This window comes from Dactylosporangium cerinum (genome assembly GCF_042653625.1).
GTDB lineage: Bacteria > Actinomycetota > Actinomycetes > Mycobacteriales > Micromonosporaceae > Dactylosporangium > Dactylosporangium cerinum.
The window spans coordinates 119,533-138,885 of record NZ_JBHSIU010000110.1; the positions used below are offsets into that span (position 1 = coordinate 119,533).

Here is a 19,353-nt window from a genome sequence, read left to right on the forward strand (position 1 = left end):
GACAGGTCCCACCCGTGGTACGCATCGACCCGATCATCGTGCAGGTCCGCCGCTTCAGCCGCTTCCGGCCGAGACGGCTGATCCCGCAGACGGCCAGCCGGCGGCTGCGGCGCTTCTACGCCGCCGCCCGCCGGCAGTGGCGCCGGTCGCTGCAGTTCCGGGTCGTGGGCATCACGCTGCTGCTCTCGGCGATCCTGGTGTCGGCGTTCGGCTTCACGGTCGCGTCGCTGATCAGCGACGGCGTGCTGAACACCCAGGAGAAGGCGTCCAAGGAGCGGATCCAGCGCGGCGCCGGGCAGGCCGCGCGCCAGCTGGACGGCTACACCCAGGCCGACGATCCGGGGCTGCCCGGCAAGATGCGGGTCGTCGCGACGGACCTGTCCAGCTCGATGGACGTGCCCGACTCCGAGGTGGTCCTCCTGGGGCACAGCCCGTCGCTCGCGACCGCCTCGCCGGACACCAGCGCGGCGAACGTGATGCAGGAGCCGTCGATGCGCGAGCTCCGCGGGCTGGTCGTCGGCGACCGGCCCGGCACCTACCAGCAGATCGCGACCCTCGACGTCGGTGCGGGACCGACCCGTTTCCTCGTCGTGGGGACCCCGATCGCCACCGGCGGCGAGCCGCTGGAGCTGTACTACCTGCTGCCCTTGAAGGCCGAGAACGACCTGGTCGAGTTCGTCGCCCTGGTCGTGACGGCGACCGGCGTCGCGCTGGTCGCGCTGCTCGCACTGATCGCGGCGACCATGACCCGGCTGGTGGTCAAACCGGTCCGGGTCGCGGCCCGCACCGCGCAGCGCCTCTCCGCCGGTCTGCTCGACCAGCGCATGCAGGTCAAGGGCGAGGACGACCTGGCCCGGCTCGCCGCCGCGTTCAACCAGATGGCGGCCAACCTCCAGCGGCAGATCGTCCGGCTGGAGGAGATGTCACGGCTGCAACGCCGCTTCACTTCCGACGTGTCGCACGAGCTGCGCACCCCGTTGACGACGGTACGGATGGCGGCGGACCTGCTGTTCGCCTCCCGCGACGACTTCGACCCGGCCGCCGCCCGCAGCGCCGAGCTGCTGCAGGCCGAGCTGGACCGGTTCGAGGACCTGCTGACCGATCTGCTGGAGATCAGCCGGTTCGACGCCGGGTTCGCGGCCCTGGACGCCGAGCCCACCGACCTCGCGCCGGTCGTGCGCCGGGTCGCCGAGCGGCTCGAGTCGCTCGCCGAGCGCTGCGGCGTACCGTTGAGCGTCGAGACCCCGCAGGACGGGGCGATCGCCGAGGTGGACCCGCGGCGCGTGGAGCGGGTGCTGCGCAACCTGCTCGGCAACGCCATCGAGCACGGCGAGGGCAAGCCGGTGGTGATGACCCTCGCCATCGACGACGCCGCCGTGGCGGTGACGGTGCGCGACCACGGGGTCGGGCTGAAGACCGGCGAGGAGAAGCTCGTGTTCAACCGTTTCTGGCGGGCCGACCCGTCCCGGGCCCGGCAGACCGGCGGCACCGGCCTCGGCCTGTCGATCAGCCTGGAGGACGCCCGGCTGCACGGCGGCTGGCTGGAGGCGTGGGGCGCGCCCGGCAAGGGCGCCCAGTTCCGCCTGACGCTGCCGGTGCGCTCCGGCGACCGCCTGGTCTCCTCGCCGCTGCGCCTGGTGCCCGACGACGCCCGCGCCGACGAGGCCGCGCTGATCGGGGAGACGCCGTGACCCGGCTCCGCCGTCTCACCGCGGCCCTGGCCGTGACCGTCCTGCTGCTGGCGGGCTGCGGGCTGCCCGACCGCACCAACCCGAAGTACGTCGGCCCGGCGGTGGACCCGAAGCCGGCCCAGGACCGCGCCCAGGACCCGCCCCGGCCGGACGGCGCCAGCAGCCTGACGGACCTGGTGTCGCGGTATCTCATGACGTCCGTCGCCGGCAACGTCACCAGCACCGACGATCCCAACGCGATCTCCGAGACCCAGACGCGCATGAAGACGTTCATGAGCGAGCAGGCCGCCGCGCAGTGGCCGCCCCGGCCGCAGCTGCCCCTGATCGTGGTCCAGGTGGCCTTCGACAAGGTCGAGAACGTGGCGGGCTCCGACAAGAGCAGCCTCACGGCCACGTTCACCGCGGTCGGCCAGTTCGACCGTTTCGGCCGCCTCGGGGAGGCGCAGGTCGAGAAGGAGACCTGGTCGGAGGTGTTCGAGGGCGAGCTGGTCAACGGCCAGCTGAGGCTCAGCAAGGTGCCCCCGTACATGCTGCTCAGCGTGGAGGGGCTCAAGGAGTGGTACCAGCCGCAGCCCATCTATTTCTGGGAGAAGGACGTCGAGGCGCCGCAACTGGTGCCCGACCTGCGGTACATGCCGCTGGTGCTGCCGGCGTCGAAGCGGGTCAGCGAGGTCATGCGGTGGCTCACGACGGGCCCTTCGTTGTGGCTGGCCACAGCCGTGACCACCGTGTCGCCCGACATCGAGACGAAGGCCGACCCGACCGTGGGGCCCGACAAGAGGGTCACGGTGAACCTCAGCTCGAAGGCGGCCGGCAAGAGCCCGGAGGAACTGCGCAAGCTGTCGAGGCAGATCCGCTGGTCGCTGATGGACCATCCACCCGTGGAGCTGTCCTTCGAGAACGCCAAGGACACCATGAACGTCTCCGACGGCTTCGAGGACGACAACGCCGCCGTCGGCGACATCGATCAGGAGAAGTTCGTCGTCGAGAACGAGGTGGTCCGGCCGGTCGACATGCCCGCCGGCGGCCCGCCCGAACTGTTCGCCCCCGGCCCGCTCAACACGGCGGTCGTCTCGGCCACGATCGACCGCGATCACACGAGGGCGGCGCTGGTCCGCAAGGCCCCCAACAACAAGCAGCAGCTGTGGGTCAGCGTCACCGACCCGAGGGCCGAGCCGAAGTACGTCGTCGTGAACGAGATCCCCGCCGCCGCCGCGCTGAGCCGGCCGGCCTGGATCAAGCGTCCGGAGCCGCGGTTCCTGGTCGCCGACGGCTCCCGGCTCTGGGCGGTCACGCCGCCGGCGAAGGCCGGCGACCCGGTCAAGGCCGAGGTCGTGCCCGGGCCCAACGAGACGGTGCTCACCAACGTCTCGGCGTTCTCGGTGGCGCCCGACGGCCGGCGGATCGCGCTCATCGTCGGCAACAAGGCCATGGTCGCGGCGCTGCGGTTCGAGAACGGCAGGCTGAGCCTCGGCGGCGAGCAGCGCCTGGTGGCCAACTCCCTCGGCGACAACCAGGCCATCGGGTGGATCACGGAGACCACGCTCGCCATCGGTGGCCGGGCGAACCCGGCCAACGGCCCATACACCGCCGGGAGCTACTCGCTGATCTCGACCAGCATCGACGGCACTGGCGAGACGCCGCTGCCGCTGCTCAAGCCGAACGTCACCGGCGGCTACACCGTCACCCAGCTCTCGGCGCGGACCAACGACCCGACCGATTCGTTGCAGGTGCTGGTCCTGTTCGAGGCGAACCAGACGGCGCGGGTCGTGTATGCCAGCGAGACCCAGGAGATCAACCTGACGAACGCCGGCCCGTCACCGACAACCTCCGCGGGTCAGCAGCCGAAGCGGGCGCTGTCACCGTTCTACGCGGACTGAGCGGGTGCCGTGTTCCTCGCCGACCTCCTCGACCTGGTGCTGCCCGCCACCTGTGCGGGCTGCGACGAGCCGGCGACCGGGCCGCTGTGTGACCCCTGCCGCGCGGCCCTCGCCGCCGTCCATCCGGGCCGCACCCGGCCGGTGCCCGCGCCGCCGGGGCTCCCACCGGCCTTCGCGCTGGCCGCGTACGCCGGTTCGCTGCGGCGGATGCTCATCCAGTACAAGGAGCGCAACCGGCACGAGCTGACCCCGGTCCTCGGCGGCCTCCTGGCCAGGGTGGTGTCCGTCGCCGCGCCCGGGCGCCCGGTGACGATCGTCCCGGTGCCCGCCACGGCTGCCGCGGCCCGGCGGCGCTTCGGCGACCACATCGACCGCCTCGCGCAGGACGCGGCCGGGGTGCTGCGGCGGCGGGGCGTCGACGCCCGCGTCGCGGGCCTGCTCCGGGCGGTGCCGAAGCGCGAGGACTCGGCCGAGCTGTCCGCCGCCGACCGGGCCGTGGCCGCCCGGCACGCGTTCGCGGTGCGGGACCGGCGGCCGGTGGTCCGGGGCGCCGTGGTCCTCGTCGACGACATCATCACCACCGGATCGACCCTCGCGGCGTCCGCCGCCCGCCTCGCCGCCGCCGGCGTCCGCGTCGACCGGGTCGCCGTTCTGGCCGCTACGCAGCGTGCTGCGTAGAACACACCCTTCCTGCCACTTTGTGCGGAACGTTACTTCGTGCGCCACTCGGGGTAATCCGGCAGGAGGGTTTCAGAAGTTGAATGGAGAGTTCTTGTGAACCGGGGGTGACTAGTGGCTGTCCTCGGTTTAACGTCGAGAGACGAGCTGACCGATGAGCCGACCGACGACCGTTGCGGCGTTCGCGAGGCGCCGGTTCGGAAGGGAGGAATCTGCCCCATCCGTTTCGGTCGCGTGCCGCGTGGGCTCAAGCCTCTGGGGAGGCGCGATCCGGCCGAGCAGTCCGGACAACAATCCCGAACCCAAACCCGATTTTTTGATAGACCCGTGGGGGAGGCCAGGAGTGGACATCGTCGTCAAGGGCCGCAACGTCGAGGTGCCCGACCATTACCGGCAGCACGTCGCAGACAAGCTGCAGAAGGTCGAGCGATACGACCACAAGCTCATCCGCGTCGACGTCGAGTTGTTTCACGAGCGCAATCCGCGCCAATCCGATCACTGTCAGCGGGTGGAGATCACGTGTGTCTCCCGGGGGCCGGTGATCCGGGCCGAGGCCTGCGCCGCCGACTTCTACAGCGCGCTGGACGCCGCGATCGCCAAGCTGGACAGCAGGTTGAGCCGGGCCGCCGATCGGCGGCGCGTCCACCGGGGACGGCACGCGCCGGTCTCGGTCGCCGAGGCGACCGCGTCGCTGGCGTTCACCCAGCCGGCCCCGGTCGGCGTCGCCACGCTCACCGAGGTGGAAGCCTTCGAGCTGGTCGAGGAGCAGGATGACCAGCCGTGGCACATCGTCCGGGAGAAGGAACACCCCGGCGAGCCGATGACCGTGGACGACGCGCTGTTCCACATGGAGCTGCTCGGCCACGACTTCTACCTGTTCAACGACAAGGAGTCGGGCCGGCCCAGCGTCGTCTACCGGCGCAAGGCCTATGACTACGGGGTCATGAGCCTCGGCATGTGAGCGCCGTATCGGCGGGCCGGCGCGAACCGGCCCGCCGATACGCAACCTCCGACGGTTTACAGGTCGCGGGCCAGGACCGCGGTGTCCGGGTAGTCGGCGAAGACGCCGTCGAGCCCGGCTGCGAGGAAGGTCCTGACCTCGCCGATCACGTCGCCCCACGCGTTGGGGTCGGTGCCCTTGCGCAGGTTCAGCGGCAGGAACTGGTTCTCGTTGCGGAACGTCCAGGCGTGCACCTTCAGGCCGCGCGCGTGGGCGTCACCGATCAGCGGGGTCGGCTGGAGCAGGTTGCCGGCCGCGTCGCGGGCGATGACCAGGTTCTTCGTCGCGCCCACCCCGTTCGTGAACGTCTTCAGCCAGTCCAGCCCGGCCGGCTTGGCCAGGTCCGCCCAGGTGCGCGGGTCGCCGCTGCTGCGGAAGTCGAACGGCGAGCCGACCGCGTCGAGCAGCACCACCGAAGGGGTGTCCACCAGGCCGCGCAGCTTCCTGATGCTGGTCGGCTCGAAGGACTGCAGGAACACGTGCGCGTTGCGACCGGCCAGCCCGTTGCGCTTGAGGATCCGGGCGAGCAGCGGCTCCAGCGCCAGCCCGATGGACGTGAAGTACGTGGGGTGCTTCGTCTCCGGGTAGATGCCGACCCCGGCGGACCGGGCCAGGTCGATGACCTCCTGCAGGGTCGGGATCTCGAACAGCCCGTCGTAGATCGTGTTGTGCGTCCGGACGGCGGGCAGCCGCTCGACCGCGCGCAGCGTCTTGAGCTCGGCGAGGGTGAAGTCCTCGGTGAACCAGCCGGTGACGCTGACCCCGTCGATGGTCTTCGTGGTGCGGCGCGCGGCGAACTGCGGCTTCGACGCCACGTCGGTGGTGCCCGAGATCTCGTTCTCGTGCCGGGCGACCAGCTGGCCGTCCTTCGTCGGGACGAGGTCGGGCTCGATGAAGTCCGCGCCCAGGGCGATCGCCAGGCGGTACGAGGCCAGGGTGTGTTCGGGCCGGTGCCCGCTCGCGCCGCGGTGCCCGATGACGAGCGGCCGGGCCGGGCGCGGGGGCTTGGTGGTGTGGGCCGCTGCCGGGCTGACGAGGGTCTGTGGGAGGACCGCGGCCCCGGCGGCCACTCCCATACCGGAGATCACTGCACGTCGACGCATGCCCCGACTGTCGCGGGCGCGCGGCAACGCCACGTGACGGCTAGGTTGCCGCCGGGCGCAGCTTGGCGAACTGGACGTTGTCGATCCGGGTGCCGTCCGGCCCCGGCAGCCGGGCGAGCTGCAGACCCTCGCGGTGATAGCCGGCCGCCTCGAGGACCCGCATCGACGCGATGTTGTCCGTTGCGGTGCCCGCGATCATCCTCGCCATGCCGATCTCGAAACCCCAGCCGGTGACCAGTCGCGCGGCGCGGGCCGCGTACCCCTTGCCGCGCGCCGGTGGGGTGAGGCTGTAGCCGATCATCGCCTCGCGCAGGGCCGGCTCCGAGTAGAACAACGCGATCTCGCCGAGGTAGGCGCCGGTCGCGTCGCGGATGGTCATCTCGGCGCGCTGCCCGGCGAGCCACTTCGACACCGACTCGGCGCACTGGCGCGTGACGACCGCGGGGTCCATCGGCGCGCTGGCGACCGACCTGCCGCTGACGTCCGGGAGGCTGCGCATCTGGTACGTGTTGAGCCCGTCCTCCTCGACGATCGCCTGGAGTGTGACGACGCCGTCGGTCAGCCGGCCGCCTGGCAGGTCCGGCAGCACCCTGGCGCTCGGGCCGGGTGGATCACCCGCGGTCCGGGCCCACACGACCATGTCCTGCCAGCCGCCGTCCCGGGTCCGGCTCGAGGCGCGCGCGATGCCCTCACGGAGGAACCCACCGGCCACCGCGACCCGCTGGCTGGCACCGTTGGTCAGCGCCGTCACCAGGTACACCCGCCGCAGCCCGGACTCGAACAGCATGGTGCTGAACCGCTCCAGCGCGGCCGAGGCGACCCCCTGGCGGCGGGCGTGCGGCGCGACCCAGTAGCCGACCTCGACGGTGCCGTCGCCGCGCGGGGTCGAGCCGATGGCACCCAGGACGCGGTCGGTCTGCGGGTCGACGACCGCGAAGTCCCCGGGCTTGGCCCGGAAGAAGGCCAGGGCGTCGTCCCTGGTGTACGGCTGCGGCAGGAACGGCAGGTAGCGGGCGATGACCGGGTCGCCGCACGCCTCGGCGACCGCGTCGGCGTCGTCGTCCCGCCAGTGCCTGAGCGCGACGGTCATTTGAGGTCCTGCCGCAGCAATGTGGCGATCCAGCCGTCGAGCCGTATGCCGCGTTGCTCGCAGCTGTCGCGCTGGACTCCTTCGACCACGAACCCCACCTTCTCCGCCACCCGTCTCGATCCGATGTTGCCCACGTGCGCCCGCCAGACGATCCGGCCCAGCCCGAGCCGGTCGAACCCGAAGCCACAGATCGCCCGGGCCGCCTCGGTCATGAACCCCTTGCCCCGGATCCATGGCGCCGAGGAGAAGCCCAGCTCGGCGCTCACCGGGTCGAGAGGGTTGAACCGCAGGTCGATGGTGCCGGCGAACCGGTCGTCGGGGTCCGCCAGCACGAAGCCGACGCCGGTGCCGCGCAGCCAGCCGCTCGGATACCGGTTGTGGATGAAATCGAGGGCCTGCTCGGGGCCGTAGTCCAGCGGTACCGACGTCCACTGGACGGTCTCCGGGTCGCGGAACGTCTCCACCAGGTCGTCCAGGTCGCCGTCGCGGGCCAGCCGCAGGGTGCCGGGCCCGGCGGGCAGGCGGGTCGGGGGATGGCCGAACGTGTGGGCGCGCAGCGAGCCGGGACCGCCGGGCGCTACCCACGGCGGCGGCGTGTCGCAGACCTCGCCGGGGAGCAGTACCCCGTGCCAGCCGTCGACGAAGCCACCCTCCTTGGCCTGCAGCAGCGCGCGCACGACGCCGTCGAACGTGAAACCGATCCGCTCGGCGCTGAGCTTCGAGGCGTGGTTGCCGACCTCGGCGCGCCAGACCAGTTTGGTGAGCCCGAGCACCTCGAACGCCCAGTGCGCGACGGCCCGCCCGGCCCGCTCGGCGACCCGCCGGCCGCGGGCCCACGGCGCCACCCAGGTGCCCAGCTCGGCCTGCTTGTTGGGCAGGTCGAGGGTGACCAGGCCGGCGGAGGCGAGCAGTTCACCCGTGCGGGCGTCGAACACCCCCAACGGGGCGGAGGTCTGGGTGGCCCACGCGGCCCGCGACATCTCCCGCACGTAGCCGGCAGCGTGTTCGCGCAGGTAGGGCACCGGGACCATGGTCCAGCGCTGAATCAGGGGATCCTGGCAGGCGCGGAAGACGTCTTCGGCGTCGTCCTCCTGCCAGGCGCGCAGGACGAGCCCGTCGCCGGTGGTCAGTTCGATCGGCTCCATGACCGCCGATCCTGCCCCAAATGTGTCTGCTGTCGGCGGATATTCTTCGGTACCGTCGGGCGATTTGTACTCATTTGTTTATCGGTGTCCGTAGAGTAGGCGGGCGGGGGCGGCAGTTCGGCGGAGAAGCCGCCTACGATGGGTCGCAGACGTTTGAGGGAGCGCTGACCCGTGTCGATTTTCGAGAAGATCCTCCGCGCCGGCGAAGGTCGCCAGGTGCGGCGGTTGAAGGCTGTCGCTGAAGCCGTCAACTCGCTGGAGGAGGAGTACGCCGACCTGTCCGACGAAGAGCTGGCCGACATGACGAACCAGTTCAGGGAACGGCTCGCCGACGGTCAGACGCTGGACGACATCCTGCCCGAGGCGTTCGCGGTAGCCCGCGAGGCCGCGTCGCGGGTGCTCGGACAGCGCCACTACGACGTGCAGGTCATGGGCGGCGCCGCCCTGCACTACGGCAACATCGCCGAGATGAAGACCGGTGAGGGCAAGACGCTCACCTGCGTGCTCCCCGCCTATCTCAATGCGCTCTCGGGCAAGGGTGTGCACGTCATCACCACCAACGACTACCTCGCCCAGCGCGACGCCGAGTGGATGGGCCGCGTGCACCGGTTCCTCGGCCTCACGGTCGGCACGGTGCTGCCCAACCAGCCGTCCTCGGCGCACCGCACCGCGTATGACTGCGACATCACGTATGGCACCAACAACGAGTTCGGCTTCGACTACCTGCGCGACAACATGGCGTGGTCGCGCGACGAGCTCGTGCAGCGGGGCCACAACTTCGCGATCGTCGACGAGGTCGACTCGATCCTCATCGACGAGGCCCGCACCCCGCTGATCATCGCGGGCCCCGCCGAGCAGTCCGCGCGGTGGTATCAGGAGTTCTCCCGCGTGGTCGGCCGCATGAAGCGCGGCAAGGACGGCGAGGGTGACTACGAGGTCGACGAGTCCAAGCGCACCATCTCCGTCACCGAGCGTGGTGTCGGCAAGGTCGAGGACCAGCTGGGCATCGACAACCTGTATGAGTCGGTGAACACCCCGCTCGTCGGCTACCTGAACAACGCCATCAAGGCCAAGGAGCTCTACAAGCGCGACAAGGACTACGTCGTCAACGACGGCGAGGTCCTCATCGTCGACGAGTTCACCGGCCGCATCCTGCACGGCCGCCGCTACAACGAGGGCATGCACCAGGCCATCGAGGCCAAAGAGGGCGTCGAGATCAAGCAGGAGAACCAGACCCTCGCCTCGATCACCCTGCAGAACTTCTTCCGCCTGTACTCAAAGCTGTCGGGCATGACGGGCACCGCCCAGACCGAGGCCGCCGAGTTCAACAAGGTCTACGGCGTCGGCGTCATCAGCATCCCGACCCACCGCTCCATGGTCCGGGTCGACCACCCAGACGTGATCTACAAGTCGGAGAAGGCGAAGTACAACGCCGTCGTCGACGACATCGTCGAGCGGCACGCCCTCGGCCAGCCGATCCTCGTCGGCACCGTCTCCGTGGAGAAGTCCGAGCTGCTGTCGCAGCTGCTGCGCAAGCGCGGCGTCGCCCACGCGGTCCTCAACGCGAAGTTCCACGCCAAAGAGGCCGAGATCATCGCGCAGGCCGGCCGCAAGGGCGCCGTCACCGTCGCCACCAACATGGCCGGTCGTGGCACCGACATCCTCCTCGGCGGCAACGCCGAATACCTCGCCGCCGCCGAGCTGCGCCAGCGCGGACTGTCCGAGGAGGAGACCCCGGACGAGTACGAGGCCGCCTTCTCCGACGCCCTGCCCCGCTGGGAGAAACTCGTCGAGGACGAGTCCGACGAGGTCACCGACGCCGGCGGCCTCTACGTCCTGGGCACCGAGCGGCACGAGTCCCGCCGTATCGACAACCAGCTCCGCGGCCGCTCCGGTCGTCAGGGTGACCCGGGCGAGTCCCGGTTCTACCTGTCCCTGCAGGACGAGCTGATGCGCCGCTTCCGGGCCAGCGCGGTCGAGGCGGTCATGGACCGCTTCAACATCCCGGAGGACGTGCCCATCGAGTCCAAGATGGTCACCCGCCAGATCAAGAGCGCCCAGACCCAGATCGAGGCCCAGAACGCCGAGATCCGCAAGAACGTCCTCAAGTACGACGAGGTCCTCAACAAGCAGCGCAAGGTCATCTACGCCGAGCGCAAGCGCGTCCTGGACGGCGAGGACCTCAGCGAGCAGGTCCGCAACATGATCGACGGCACCGTCGGCGACTACGTCACGGCCGCCACCTCCCTCGGCGAGACCGCCGAGGACTGGGACCTCGAGCAGCTGTGGACCAACCTCAAGCAGCTCTACCCGGTCGGCGTCACCATCGAGGACCTCGAAGAGGAGGCCGGCGGCTCCCTGGACCCCGAGTTCCTCAAGAACCAGCTCATCGACGACGCCCACGCCGCCTACGACCGCCGCGAGGAGGAGCTCGGCGCCGAGGCCGTCCGCGAGCTGGAGCGCCAGGTCCTGCTCAACGTCATCGACCGCAAGTGGCGCGAGCACCTCTACGAGATGGACTACCTGCAGGAAGGCATCACGCTGCGGGCCTACGCGCAACGCGACCCGGTGGTCGAGTATCAGCGCGAGGGCTTCGACATGTTCCAGCAGATGCAGGAAGGCATCAAGGAAGAGGCCGTCGGCTTCCTCTTCAACCTGGAGGTCCAGGTCGAGGAGGCCCCCGCGCCGCAGCTGGACGTCGCCTCCGCCGCCGAGACCGGCGCCAGCGTCCCGCTGCCCGAGCCGCACGTCGAGATCCGTGCCAAGGGCCTCGGCGGCAACCGGATGCCCCGCGCCCTGCAGTACTCCGCTCCGACGATCGACGGTGAGGCCGGTGTCGTCATCGAGCAGCAGGAGGAGGCCCCGGCCCTCGGCCTCGGCGGCACCGGCACGGGCACCCGTGCCACCCCGCCGTCCCCGGGCACCGGCGTCCGCCGCTCGGGCCCGGCCGCCCCGTCGGCCGCCCGCAAGCCCTCCCCGGGCCAGGCGGTCGCCAGCAACGGCCCGTCCCGCAACGCCCCGTGCCCGTGCGGCTCCGGCAAGAAGTACAAGCGCTGCCACGGCGCCCCCGGCGGCGCGTGACCCGTTCCACTCCTGGACGCCCAGCCTCTCGGTTTTCCGCCGGGGGACTGGGCGTCCGGCTTTTCCCCGCCCCTGCCGTCCGGCCCGCCGCAGGCGACCGTCGACCAACGTTCAAGCCCGCCGCCCGCCGTGTTCGAAGTCGCGGCCTGACCACCCCCGGGGACGACTTCGATCTGTGAAGGGCTCTATCGACCGTCCCGTGAGCAATCGAAGGCCGAGTCTGGCCGCCCGGACGGCCACCTGACGGCGTCGATCACGGTTCACGGCATCGTCGCGGCAGCGCCGACATGTGTCACGCAGCAGCCAGCGGCTGGCGGAGTGGCGACCGAGCGGGGTGGCAAGCGGCGAGGTCGCGTTCGCTGTCGTGGTGTACGAGCGGCCGGGTGGCGCCTCGGATCATGAACGAACCGCTCGCGACGTCCGTCGCCTGCCGCGCGGTCGTGCGTCGGTCGGTCAGGCGTCGGGCGGTCGTGCGTTGGGCGGTCGTGCGGGCGGTCGTGATCGAAGTCGTGCACGGGCTGTGCGAACAGCCAGCCCGCGACTTCGATCACCAGGAAGATCCACTCTCGGCGCGGAACACGCGGGCGGGGAGGCTGATCCGGACCTCGGCAGCGCCGGAACGCGCGTCGGGGAAGCGGGGCGTGGCCGGATTCCCCACAACCGGAAGGATCCCCGGCCACCTGACCCCGGAAATCCTTCCGCTTGACGCACCACCATCCATTGGACAAGACCCCGCACAGATCGAAGTCACGGAGCGGCCGCCCGGGACGGCGGCGCGACCGAAGCAAGTCCTTCAGGAAGCACGGGGCCGTACGCCACCTCAGCGGACACGATCGGTGGCGAGGGAATCTTGTGTCCGTGATCGAAGGTCGAGTCTGGCTGCCGGGGCGGCCACCTGGCGGCTTCGATCATGAGTTCACGGCGTCGTCGCTGCGGCGCTGGGGAGTGTGACGCGGCGACCGTGATCGGCGACCTGTGACCCGTTACCGGCGACCCGTCACCGGAGATCGGTGACCGGCGCCCGTGATCGGTGGCCGGCGTCGGCGGGGTGGGGGCGGAGATCTGTGGTGGGGGCGGGGATCTTGCGGGCGGGACAGAAGGATGGATCGGGTCGCGGTGGTGGCCGGGCGCGGCCTTCGATCACGGGTCCGAAGCTGGCCCCGAGTTGCGGGCGGGAGTGGTGGAACGCCGGGGTGGGCGCGTCGCCGAGCGGCGGCGTTGCTGCTGGGGGAGCGGCAACCTCCTCGGACGGTTGCCGGCGCTTGGCGACAGTCGCCCCGGCGCTCATGATCGGCCGCATCCCTTGATCCCTTGCTGCCGTGCACTCTCGTGATCACGGACGTCAGGGGCGCCTCGGGCCTGGTGAAGGTCCGTGATCAGGGCGAGCGGTCGGGGTTGATCGCTGGCCGTGGAACTACCCGTGCCTCGGATGGCGAGCTCCGCCATCCGAGGTCTCCGCGGAGTCGCCCACGGGGCACCCCGTATGTCGGTGGCGGACGGACGCCGGTCGGCGGCGGCGTCGCTGGGCGGCCGACCGGAGGACGGGCGGCCACGGCCTCCGGTCGATCACCTGACCCCGCGGGTTTGGGAGTGGAAGCCCGGTACGCCCGCCGCCCCTCCAGAGGGCGCACCGGGGGCTTTGGTCGGCCCTTGCCGGCGCCGCCGCTGAGCAGCGGGGACCCTCCGGCCCGCGAGGTTTGCCGGTGGGGGTCCCCGCTGTCAGGTGGCCAGCCGGACGAAGGGCTGGATGGTGGTGAGCCGCCGTCCTGCCCCGAATCGGGACGGTGGCTCAGGAGTGGGGTTGAGACCGGTGCGCCCGCCGCCCTCCCTCGGTGGGCGCACCGGAGCTTCAGACCACCTGGACCAAGGTGCACAGCCAGGTGGGCGGACCGGGGCTGGAGCTGGGGCGGGCGGTGCGCTCCAGGCGGACCGCCATCGCCCAGACGGCGGGGCCCTGCTCGAGGACGGCGACGAGCTCGGCGACCCCGGGCAATGGCTCGTTGACGAGCATGCGGCGGACGCGAACCAGGTGGCCCTGGCGAGCGGCGTGGGACGGGGGCATGCGGACCCGGACGGTGCGGCGGATCAGCTGGTCGGTGACGGCGGAGCAGTGCTTCGGGTGGGTGACGCGGCGCAGGTGGGCGGCCGGGCGGTAGCCGTTGAGGATCTCGACGCACATGCCGACGAAGCGTTGGGCGGCGGCGTGCGGAGGTGGCTGGGCGGGACCGTCGGGGGGTGGGGTCGCGCGTCTGGGGCGGGAGGACGGGACCTGCGCGGGGCCTGGGAACGCCAGCCAGTCGCCGGGGAGGAAGTCCATGCCGCCCGCCGGCTGGGATGGACGGCGGACCAGGGTCTCCTCGCACGGCGGGTCCAGCGGTGGTGCGGGTCGCACCAGGACGGCGGTGGTCGAGGCTGCGGGCCCCCGGGTGCTGCCCCGTCCCGGAGCGCGGCGGCGCGGGCGAGCCGGAGTCGTGGTGGGCGCCATGACTGTTCCCCCGATCCTTGCGTTTGCTTTCGTTTACCTCCTTCTTTCTAAGACCCACCCGGAAGCCAGTCAAGGCAAACGTAGGCAAACGCAAGATCAACAAGAGCCAAAGAGTGTGAAAAATGGTGGAAAAAGTGGACTTGGAGCTTTACGCGAGCGAGCCGGCGTCGTCGGCGTCGTCGGCGCGCTCGACAAGCGGGTTGGTGCGCACCCACTCGGCGGTCTCGGCGTACTTGCGCGAGATGTACTCCTCGAGTTTGGAGCGCTCGATGCGCCACTGACCCCGCCCGCCGACCTTGATCGCCGGCAGTTCGCCGCTGCGGACCATGTGGTAGACCTGCGAGGTCGACACGTTCAACTGCTCGGCGACGTCGGCCATGAGCAGGAATCGCGGCTCCATGACGCTCAGTTTGCCATCGTTCGCCCCCGACAGGTTGCGACGGCACCCCCGAAGGAAACGCGGACCGTGACACGCGCCGAAAGCGGAACCAAAACCGCGGCCGAAGGTGTAGGACAGGTGTCGTGACGAGTGACCTCACGCGTGTGTACCTGCCCGCGACCATCGCCCAGCTGGCCGTCCTGCGGGAGAGCGGCGAGCTGCCCCCGCCGGGAGAGGCGCACGCCGTCACGCCCGCGCTGCGGGAGTGGTATGCGGAAGGCGACGAGGAGGAGCTCGAGTACGTCGCGTTCACGCGGGCTGCGCAGAGCGCGCTGCGGCTCCTGCGGCACGACCCGAAGGCGCCCCGCCGCCGGGTGGTGCTGTGCGTGGACCTGCCGGAGAAGTCGCTGAAGATGGCCGGGCTGGACCTCGGGTCGAGCCAGGTCGAGGTGTCGGGGAAGGTGCCGCTGCGGGCGGTCGCCGCGATCCACGTCGACGGCCGCGACGCCGAGCCGGAGGTGTCGGCCGCCGCGGACGTCGTGGAGGAGGCCGCCGCCGGCGACCCGGACGCGCAGTTCACTGTCGACGGCGCCGAGGATCACGAGCTTGAGTGGTACGACCCGTCCGAGCTGGACCAGCTGATTTCTTAAGGCCGGCGGATGGTCCGGCCGACGAGGATCATGGCGACGAAGGCGCCGGCGAAGAGCACGATCATGCCGTGGTTGATCTGCTCCGGCAGGCGGCTGTAGATGATCTGCGCGTCGAACTCGCTGTAGTCCTCGACGATCTCGGTCAGCGGGAGCCGGCCCAGCCAGCCGAGCAGCGTCGACACCAGGGTCAGCGCTCCCGCGGCGGCGCCGGCTGCCGGGTACACCGGCCACGGCAGTGCGAGACCCGTCCGGCGCAGGTAGGCGAAGGCGACGGCACCGGCCAGGACGCCGCTGACGACGGACGTGGTCAGCTGCAGGCGGGAGGCGGCCTCGGCCATCGTGCCGACGGTCTCCTGGTTGCCGAAGAGGTCGACGAGGTCGTTCTGGAAGTAGGCGGCGACCAGGCCGAGCCCGGTCGCGGCGACCCCACCGGCGATACCGGCGGTCACGGCCGCCAGCGGGCGGAATGCGGCGGCCGCACCGCCCAGCGCGCCGGTGACGGCGACGACCGCGGCCACGTACGGCACGGCCGGCCCGTGGTGGTACGCCACCAGCGTCCCGGCCATCGCGAGCAGCCCGACGACCAGGCCGCCGGCCGGCCCCGCGAGCAGCGGGCGCCAGGGCAGCAGGCCGACGGCCAGGATCCCGGCGGCGCCGCCGGCCAGGATCGTCGCGAGCAGGATGCTGGGCAGCACGAGGGCGGCCAGGGTGGTGATGAGGAACTCACTCGCCGCGTTGGCGATGACGCTGTAGGTCGACCAGAGCGTCAGCGCGAGCAGCACGAGCGCGACGACGACCACCGTGATCGGCCGGCGCGACGTGGACACCTCGGACGTAGCGGTACTCACGAGCAAGGAGCGTACGCGGGAGCGACCTGAAGGGATGTTCAGGGGAGCGTGGGAGGATGAGAGGAAACCTCGTCAACGTTGCCGAGCAGAGATCTGGAGTTCAGTGATGGATGGCTTGTTCGCCGTGCCCGACCCGACCAACGAGCCGGTCCGCGGCTATGCGCCCGGGTCTGCGGAGCGGGAGAGCCTGCAACGCCGGCTGGTGGAGCTGGCCGATGAGCGGTTCGAGCTGACGATGACGATCGACGGCAAGCAGCGGATGGCGGCCGGGGAGCCGATCGACGTCGTGCAGCCGCACAATCACCGGCACGTGCTCGGTGTCACCCACAACGCGACGACCGGCGACGCCGCCGACGCGGTCGAGGCCGCGAAGCGGGCCGCGCCGGGCTGGCGGGACCTGCCGTTCAGTGAGCGGGCCGCGGTGTTCCTGCGCGCCGCCGACCTGCTCGCCGGGCCGTGGCGAGACACGCTCAACGCCGCCACGATGCTCGGGCAGAGCAAGACCGCGATCCAGGCCGAGATCGACGCGGCCTGCGAGCTGATCGACTTCCTGCGGTTCAACGTGCACTTCGCCCAGCAGATCCTGGCGGAGCAGCCGAAGTCGTCGGCGGGAGTGTGGAACCGGTTCGACCACCGGCCCCTGGAGGGGTTCGTCTACGCGATCACGCCGTTCAACTTCACCGCGATCGCGGGCAACCTGCCGTCGGCGCCGGCCCTAATGGGCAACACCGTGGTGTGGAAGCCGTCGCCCACGCAGCAGCTGGCCGCGCACTTCACCATGCGGCTGTTCGAGGCCGCGGGCCTGCCCGCCGGCGTGATCAACCTGGTCACCGGCGACGGGCTGGCGACGTCCGAGGTCGCGCTGGCCGACCGCGACCTGGCCGGCATCCACTTCACCGGCTCGACCGCGGTGTTCCGCACGCTGAACCGGATCGTCGCGGAGCGGGAGTACCGCTCCTACCCGCGGATCGTCGGCGAGACCGGCGGCAAGGACTTCGTGATCGCCCACCCGTCCGCGGACCCGGCGGCGCTGACCACGGCGCTGATCCGCGGCGCGTTCGAGTACCAGGGCCAGAAGTGCTCCGCGGCGTCCCGGGCGTATGTCCCCCGGTCGCTCTGGACGCAGATCAAGGATCAACTCACGACCACCGCCGACGAGCTCACCTACGGCGACGTGACCGACTTCAGCAACTTCGGCGGCGCGGTGATCGACCGGCGGGCGTTCGAGCGGCACGCCCAGGCCCTCGACCGGATCAAGAACTCGCCGTCGTGCACCGTCGTCGCCGGCGGCACGACCGACGACAGCGAGGGCTTCTTCGTCCGCCCGACCGTCGTGGAGGCCACCGACCCGGCGCACGAGGTGTTCACCACCGAGTACTTCGGGCCGATCCTCGGCGTGCACGTGTACCCCGACGCCGACTACGACGCCGTGGTCACGCAGGCCGAGTCGGTCGCGCCGTACGCGCTCACCGGTTCGATCTTCGCCACCGACCGGCAGGCGGTCGAGCGGGCGTCGCACGCGCTGCGGTTCGCCGCCGGCAACTTCTACGTCAACGACAAGCCGACCGGCGCGGTCGTCGGCCAGCAGCCGTTCGGTGGCGGGCGCGCCTCCGGCACCAACGACAAGGCCGGCTCCTGGCACAACCTGCTGCGCTGGACGTCACCGCGCACGATCAAGGAGACGTTCGTGCCGCCGACCGATCACCGGTACCCGCACATGGGTTAGGCGGGTGCGACCGCGACGATCTTGTCCAGGGTGAAGGCCCGGTCGTCGCGGCGCAGCCGGCACCACGCGTCGATGTTGCCGCCCGACAGCTGGGCGTTGTCGATGACGCGTTCGGAGGCACGGCCACCGGCGTCGACGTATCGGATCCACACCGGTGAGCCGTCCTCCACCGCGGTCGCCAGCAGCTGGGCCTGTTCCGGGCGCAGCTGCGGCGCTCGCTGCCGGATGAGCTCCAGCGTGTCCGGCCGCCGTTGCTGGGGCACGAGCAATCGCGCCGCCAGTTCGCCCGGGTCCACGGTGGACCGCGCCGCCGGGCGGCGTTGGTGATCGACCCTGGCACGGTGCAGCCGGACGGGCCCCGGGCCGGCGTCGCGGGCCGGCTGGTATCCGGCGGCCCGCAACGCGGCCAGGGTGTCCACCGGCGACAGCGCGGACCCGGCGACGGTCGGCGCGATCCGGCGCAGCTTCAGCGGCGCGAGCCCCTCGGCGGCGACGACGTCGTCCAGCAGCGCCGTGTCGTCGCTGACGATGACGCTGCCGACCCCGCGCACGTGCAGCGCGTCGGCCGCCGGCGCCGCGGGCAGCAGCCGCTGCGCCACGTCGGACACGCCGCGACCGTCGGCCAGGGCCCGGCCGAGCGGGCTGAGCGCGCCCGAGGCGCACACGCCCAGCAGGGTCGCCTCGGCCACGATCCCGATCACGACCGACCCGAGATCCTCCTGCGTCCGCGTCTGGAGCGGGGCCGTCCACCGCACGAGCGGCGCCAACGACGACACGTCGGCCACGGCGGTGTCCGGTGGCAGCTCGTGCATCGCCCGGACGACGACCTGCCGCAGCGGGGCGCCCGACCACCACTCCTTCAGCAGCCTGGCGAGCCGGTCCGCGGGGGCCCGCTCGGCCCAGTCGTCGTAGGCGAGGGTCGGCACCAGCCGGACCCCGTCCGGCCCCAGCAGCCGCGCCGCGACCGCCAGGTCCGCCAGCAGCGTCACCGTCGGCTCGTCCAGCCCCGAGGCGAGCGCGAGCCGGCGCTGCTCGCGCACCGCGACCCCACCGGCGCGCTGCCGGCCCAGCGGGCGGGCCGCCGCCGCGTCCAGCAGCACCGGGAGCCGTTCGAGCAGCAGCGTCGCCGCGCGGACCGCCGCGTCGCGCACCGCGGTCCGGTCGGCGGGCAGCAGCCGCGGCGACGGCGGCACCGGCTGGAACGGCTCCTGCTCGTGCGCCGGCAGATACGCCGCCGAGTACAGGGCGCCGTCGTCCTCCGACGGCCAGACGAGCGCCCGCTGGAGCAGCACCTGCAGGGTCGCGTCGAGGGCGGGGTCGTCGACGGCGACGTCGAGCCGGTCGGCGAGGTCGGGCAGCGGCACCGGGCCGGGCCCGGACAGTGCCTCGAGGACCTGGACGGCGGGCAGCGGCAGCGTCGCGATGATCTCGTCGATCCCGGTCCTGGCGGACAGCCGCGCGGCCAGTTGCACCAGGTCATCGGGGGGTGGCGCGCCGAGCGCGTCGGGACGGCGGCGCAGCACGGCGCTCAACTCGTCCGGTGCCAAACGACTCAGCCAGCCGACCAGTGCACCTCTCGTCACGACTCGTGACCTTA

At 71.4% G+C, this 19,353-nt stretch carries 14 protein-coding genes; 7 read left to right on the forward strand and 7 right to left on the reverse strand.

Annotation, left to right across the window (positions count from 1 at the left end):
- Window positions 1-14 precede the first annotated feature (14 nt).
- The 4 genes from mtrB to hpf all read left to right on the forward strand — a co-directional run bounded on the left by mtrB (window position 15) and on the right by hpf (window position 5,210).
- Window positions 15-1,691: an MtrAB system histidine kinase MtrB gene (gene mtrB / locus ACFPIJ_RS54905; protein ID WP_380127544.1), complete on the forward strand. Its 1,677-nt coding sequence runs from the start codon at window positions 15-17 to the stop codon at window positions 1,689-1,691.
- Complete coding sequence (locus ACFPIJ_RS54910; protein WP_380127545.1) at window positions 1,688-3,571, forward strand: LpqB family beta-propeller domain-containing protein; 1,884 nt, start codon at window positions 1,688-1,690, stop codon at window positions 3,569-3,571. The genes mtrB and ACFPIJ_RS54910 overlap by 4 nt, the downstream gene beginning before the upstream one ends.
- 9 nt (window positions 3,572-3,580) lie before the next feature.
- Window positions 3,581-4,249 (forward strand): ComF family protein, encoded by a 669-nt coding sequence (locus tag ACFPIJ_RS54915; RefSeq protein WP_380127546.1) that lies wholly within the window; start codon window positions 3,581-3,583, stop codon window positions 4,247-4,249.
- 343 nt (window positions 4,250-4,592) lie between these two features.
- The gene (hpf, locus tag ACFPIJ_RS54920; RefSeq protein ID WP_380127547.1) at window positions 4,593-5,210 is read left to right on the forward strand and encodes a ribosome hibernation-promoting factor, HPF/YfiA family; all 618 of its coding nucleotides are present in this window, start codon (window positions 4,593-4,595) and stop codon (window positions 5,208-5,210) included.
- Between the two features lie 56 nt (window positions 5,211-5,266).
- Here hpf and ACFPIJ_RS54925 read toward each other — a convergent pair whose 3' ends face one another.
- The 3 genes from ACFPIJ_RS54925 to ACFPIJ_RS54935 are packed head-to-tail and all read right to left on the reverse strand — an operon-like array spanning window position 5,267 to window position 8,587.
- Window positions 5,267-6,352: a glycerophosphodiester phosphodiesterase gene (locus ACFPIJ_RS54925; protein WP_380127548.1), complete on the reverse strand. Its 1,086-nt coding sequence runs from the start codon at window positions 6,350-6,352 to the stop codon at window positions 5,267-5,269.
- 40 nt (window positions 6,353-6,392) lie between these two features.
- Complete coding sequence (locus tag ACFPIJ_RS54930) at window positions 6,393-7,442, reverse strand: GNAT family N-acetyltransferase (RefSeq protein ID WP_380127549.1); 1,050 nt, start codon at window positions 7,440-7,442, stop codon at window positions 6,393-6,395.
- Window positions 7,439-8,587 carry a GNAT family N-acetyltransferase gene (locus tag ACFPIJ_RS54935; protein WP_380127550.1) on the reverse strand — a complete coding sequence of 383 codons (1,149 nt, stop codon included), beginning with the start codon at window positions 8,585-8,587 and terminating at the stop codon, window positions 7,439-7,441. The genes ACFPIJ_RS54930 and ACFPIJ_RS54935 overlap by 4 nt, the downstream gene beginning before the upstream one ends.
- Window positions 8,588-8,758: 171 nt before the next feature.
- On the opposite strand from ACFPIJ_RS54935, the gene secA reads away from it, so the two are divergent.
- Window positions 8,759-11,668 (forward strand): preprotein translocase subunit SecA, encoded by a 2,910-nt coding sequence (gene secA, locus ACFPIJ_RS54940; protein ID WP_380127551.1) that lies wholly within the window; start codon window positions 8,759-8,761, stop codon window positions 11,666-11,668.
- Window positions 11,669-13,517: 1,849 nt separating this feature from the next.
- Here the strand turns inward: secA and ACFPIJ_RS54945 are convergent.
- Together ACFPIJ_RS54945 and ACFPIJ_RS54950 are read right to left on the reverse strand one after the other, a co-directional pair.
- Window positions 13,518-14,060: an Rv3235 family protein gene (locus tag ACFPIJ_RS54945; protein WP_380127552.1), complete on the reverse strand. Its 543-nt coding sequence runs from the start codon at window positions 14,058-14,060 to the stop codon at window positions 13,518-13,520.
- A gap of 241 nt (window positions 14,061-14,301) precedes the next feature.
- A complete protein-coding gene (locus ACFPIJ_RS54950; RefSeq protein WP_380127553.1) occupies window positions 14,302-14,553 on the reverse strand; it encodes a helix-turn-helix domain-containing protein in 252 nt (83 codons plus the stop codon).
- Between the two features lie 122 nt (window positions 14,554-14,675).
- On the opposite strand from ACFPIJ_RS54950, the gene ACFPIJ_RS54955 reads away from it, so the two are divergent.
- Window positions 14,676-15,182: a DUF6912 family protein gene (locus ACFPIJ_RS54955; protein ID WP_380127554.1), complete on the forward strand. Its 507-nt coding sequence runs from the start codon at window positions 14,676-14,678 to the stop codon at window positions 15,180-15,182.
- Here ACFPIJ_RS54955 and ACFPIJ_RS54960 read toward each other — a convergent pair.
- Entirely contained in the window at window positions 15,179-16,030 is an 852-nt protein-coding gene (locus ACFPIJ_RS54960; protein WP_380127555.1) for a hypothetical protein, read from the reverse strand. The genes ACFPIJ_RS54955 and ACFPIJ_RS54960 overlap by 4 nt on opposite strands.
- A 106-nt stretch (window positions 16,031-16,136) precedes the next feature.
- Here ACFPIJ_RS54960 and pruA point away from each other — a divergent pair, with 106 nt between their 5' ends.
- Window positions 16,137-17,756 (forward strand): L-glutamate gamma-semialdehyde dehydrogenase, encoded by a 1,620-nt coding sequence (pruA, locus tag ACFPIJ_RS54965; RefSeq protein WP_380127556.1) that lies wholly within the window; start codon window positions 16,137-16,139, stop codon window positions 17,754-17,756.
- On the opposite strand, the gene ACFPIJ_RS54970 is transcribed toward pruA, so the two are convergent.
- A complete protein-coding gene (locus ACFPIJ_RS54970) occupies window positions 17,753-19,339 on the reverse strand; it encodes a WYL domain-containing protein (protein WP_380127557.1) in 1,587 nt (528 codons plus the stop codon). The two genes, pruA and ACFPIJ_RS54970, sit on opposite strands and share 4 nt — an antisense overlap.
- Window positions 19,340-19,353 lie beyond the last annotated feature (14 nt).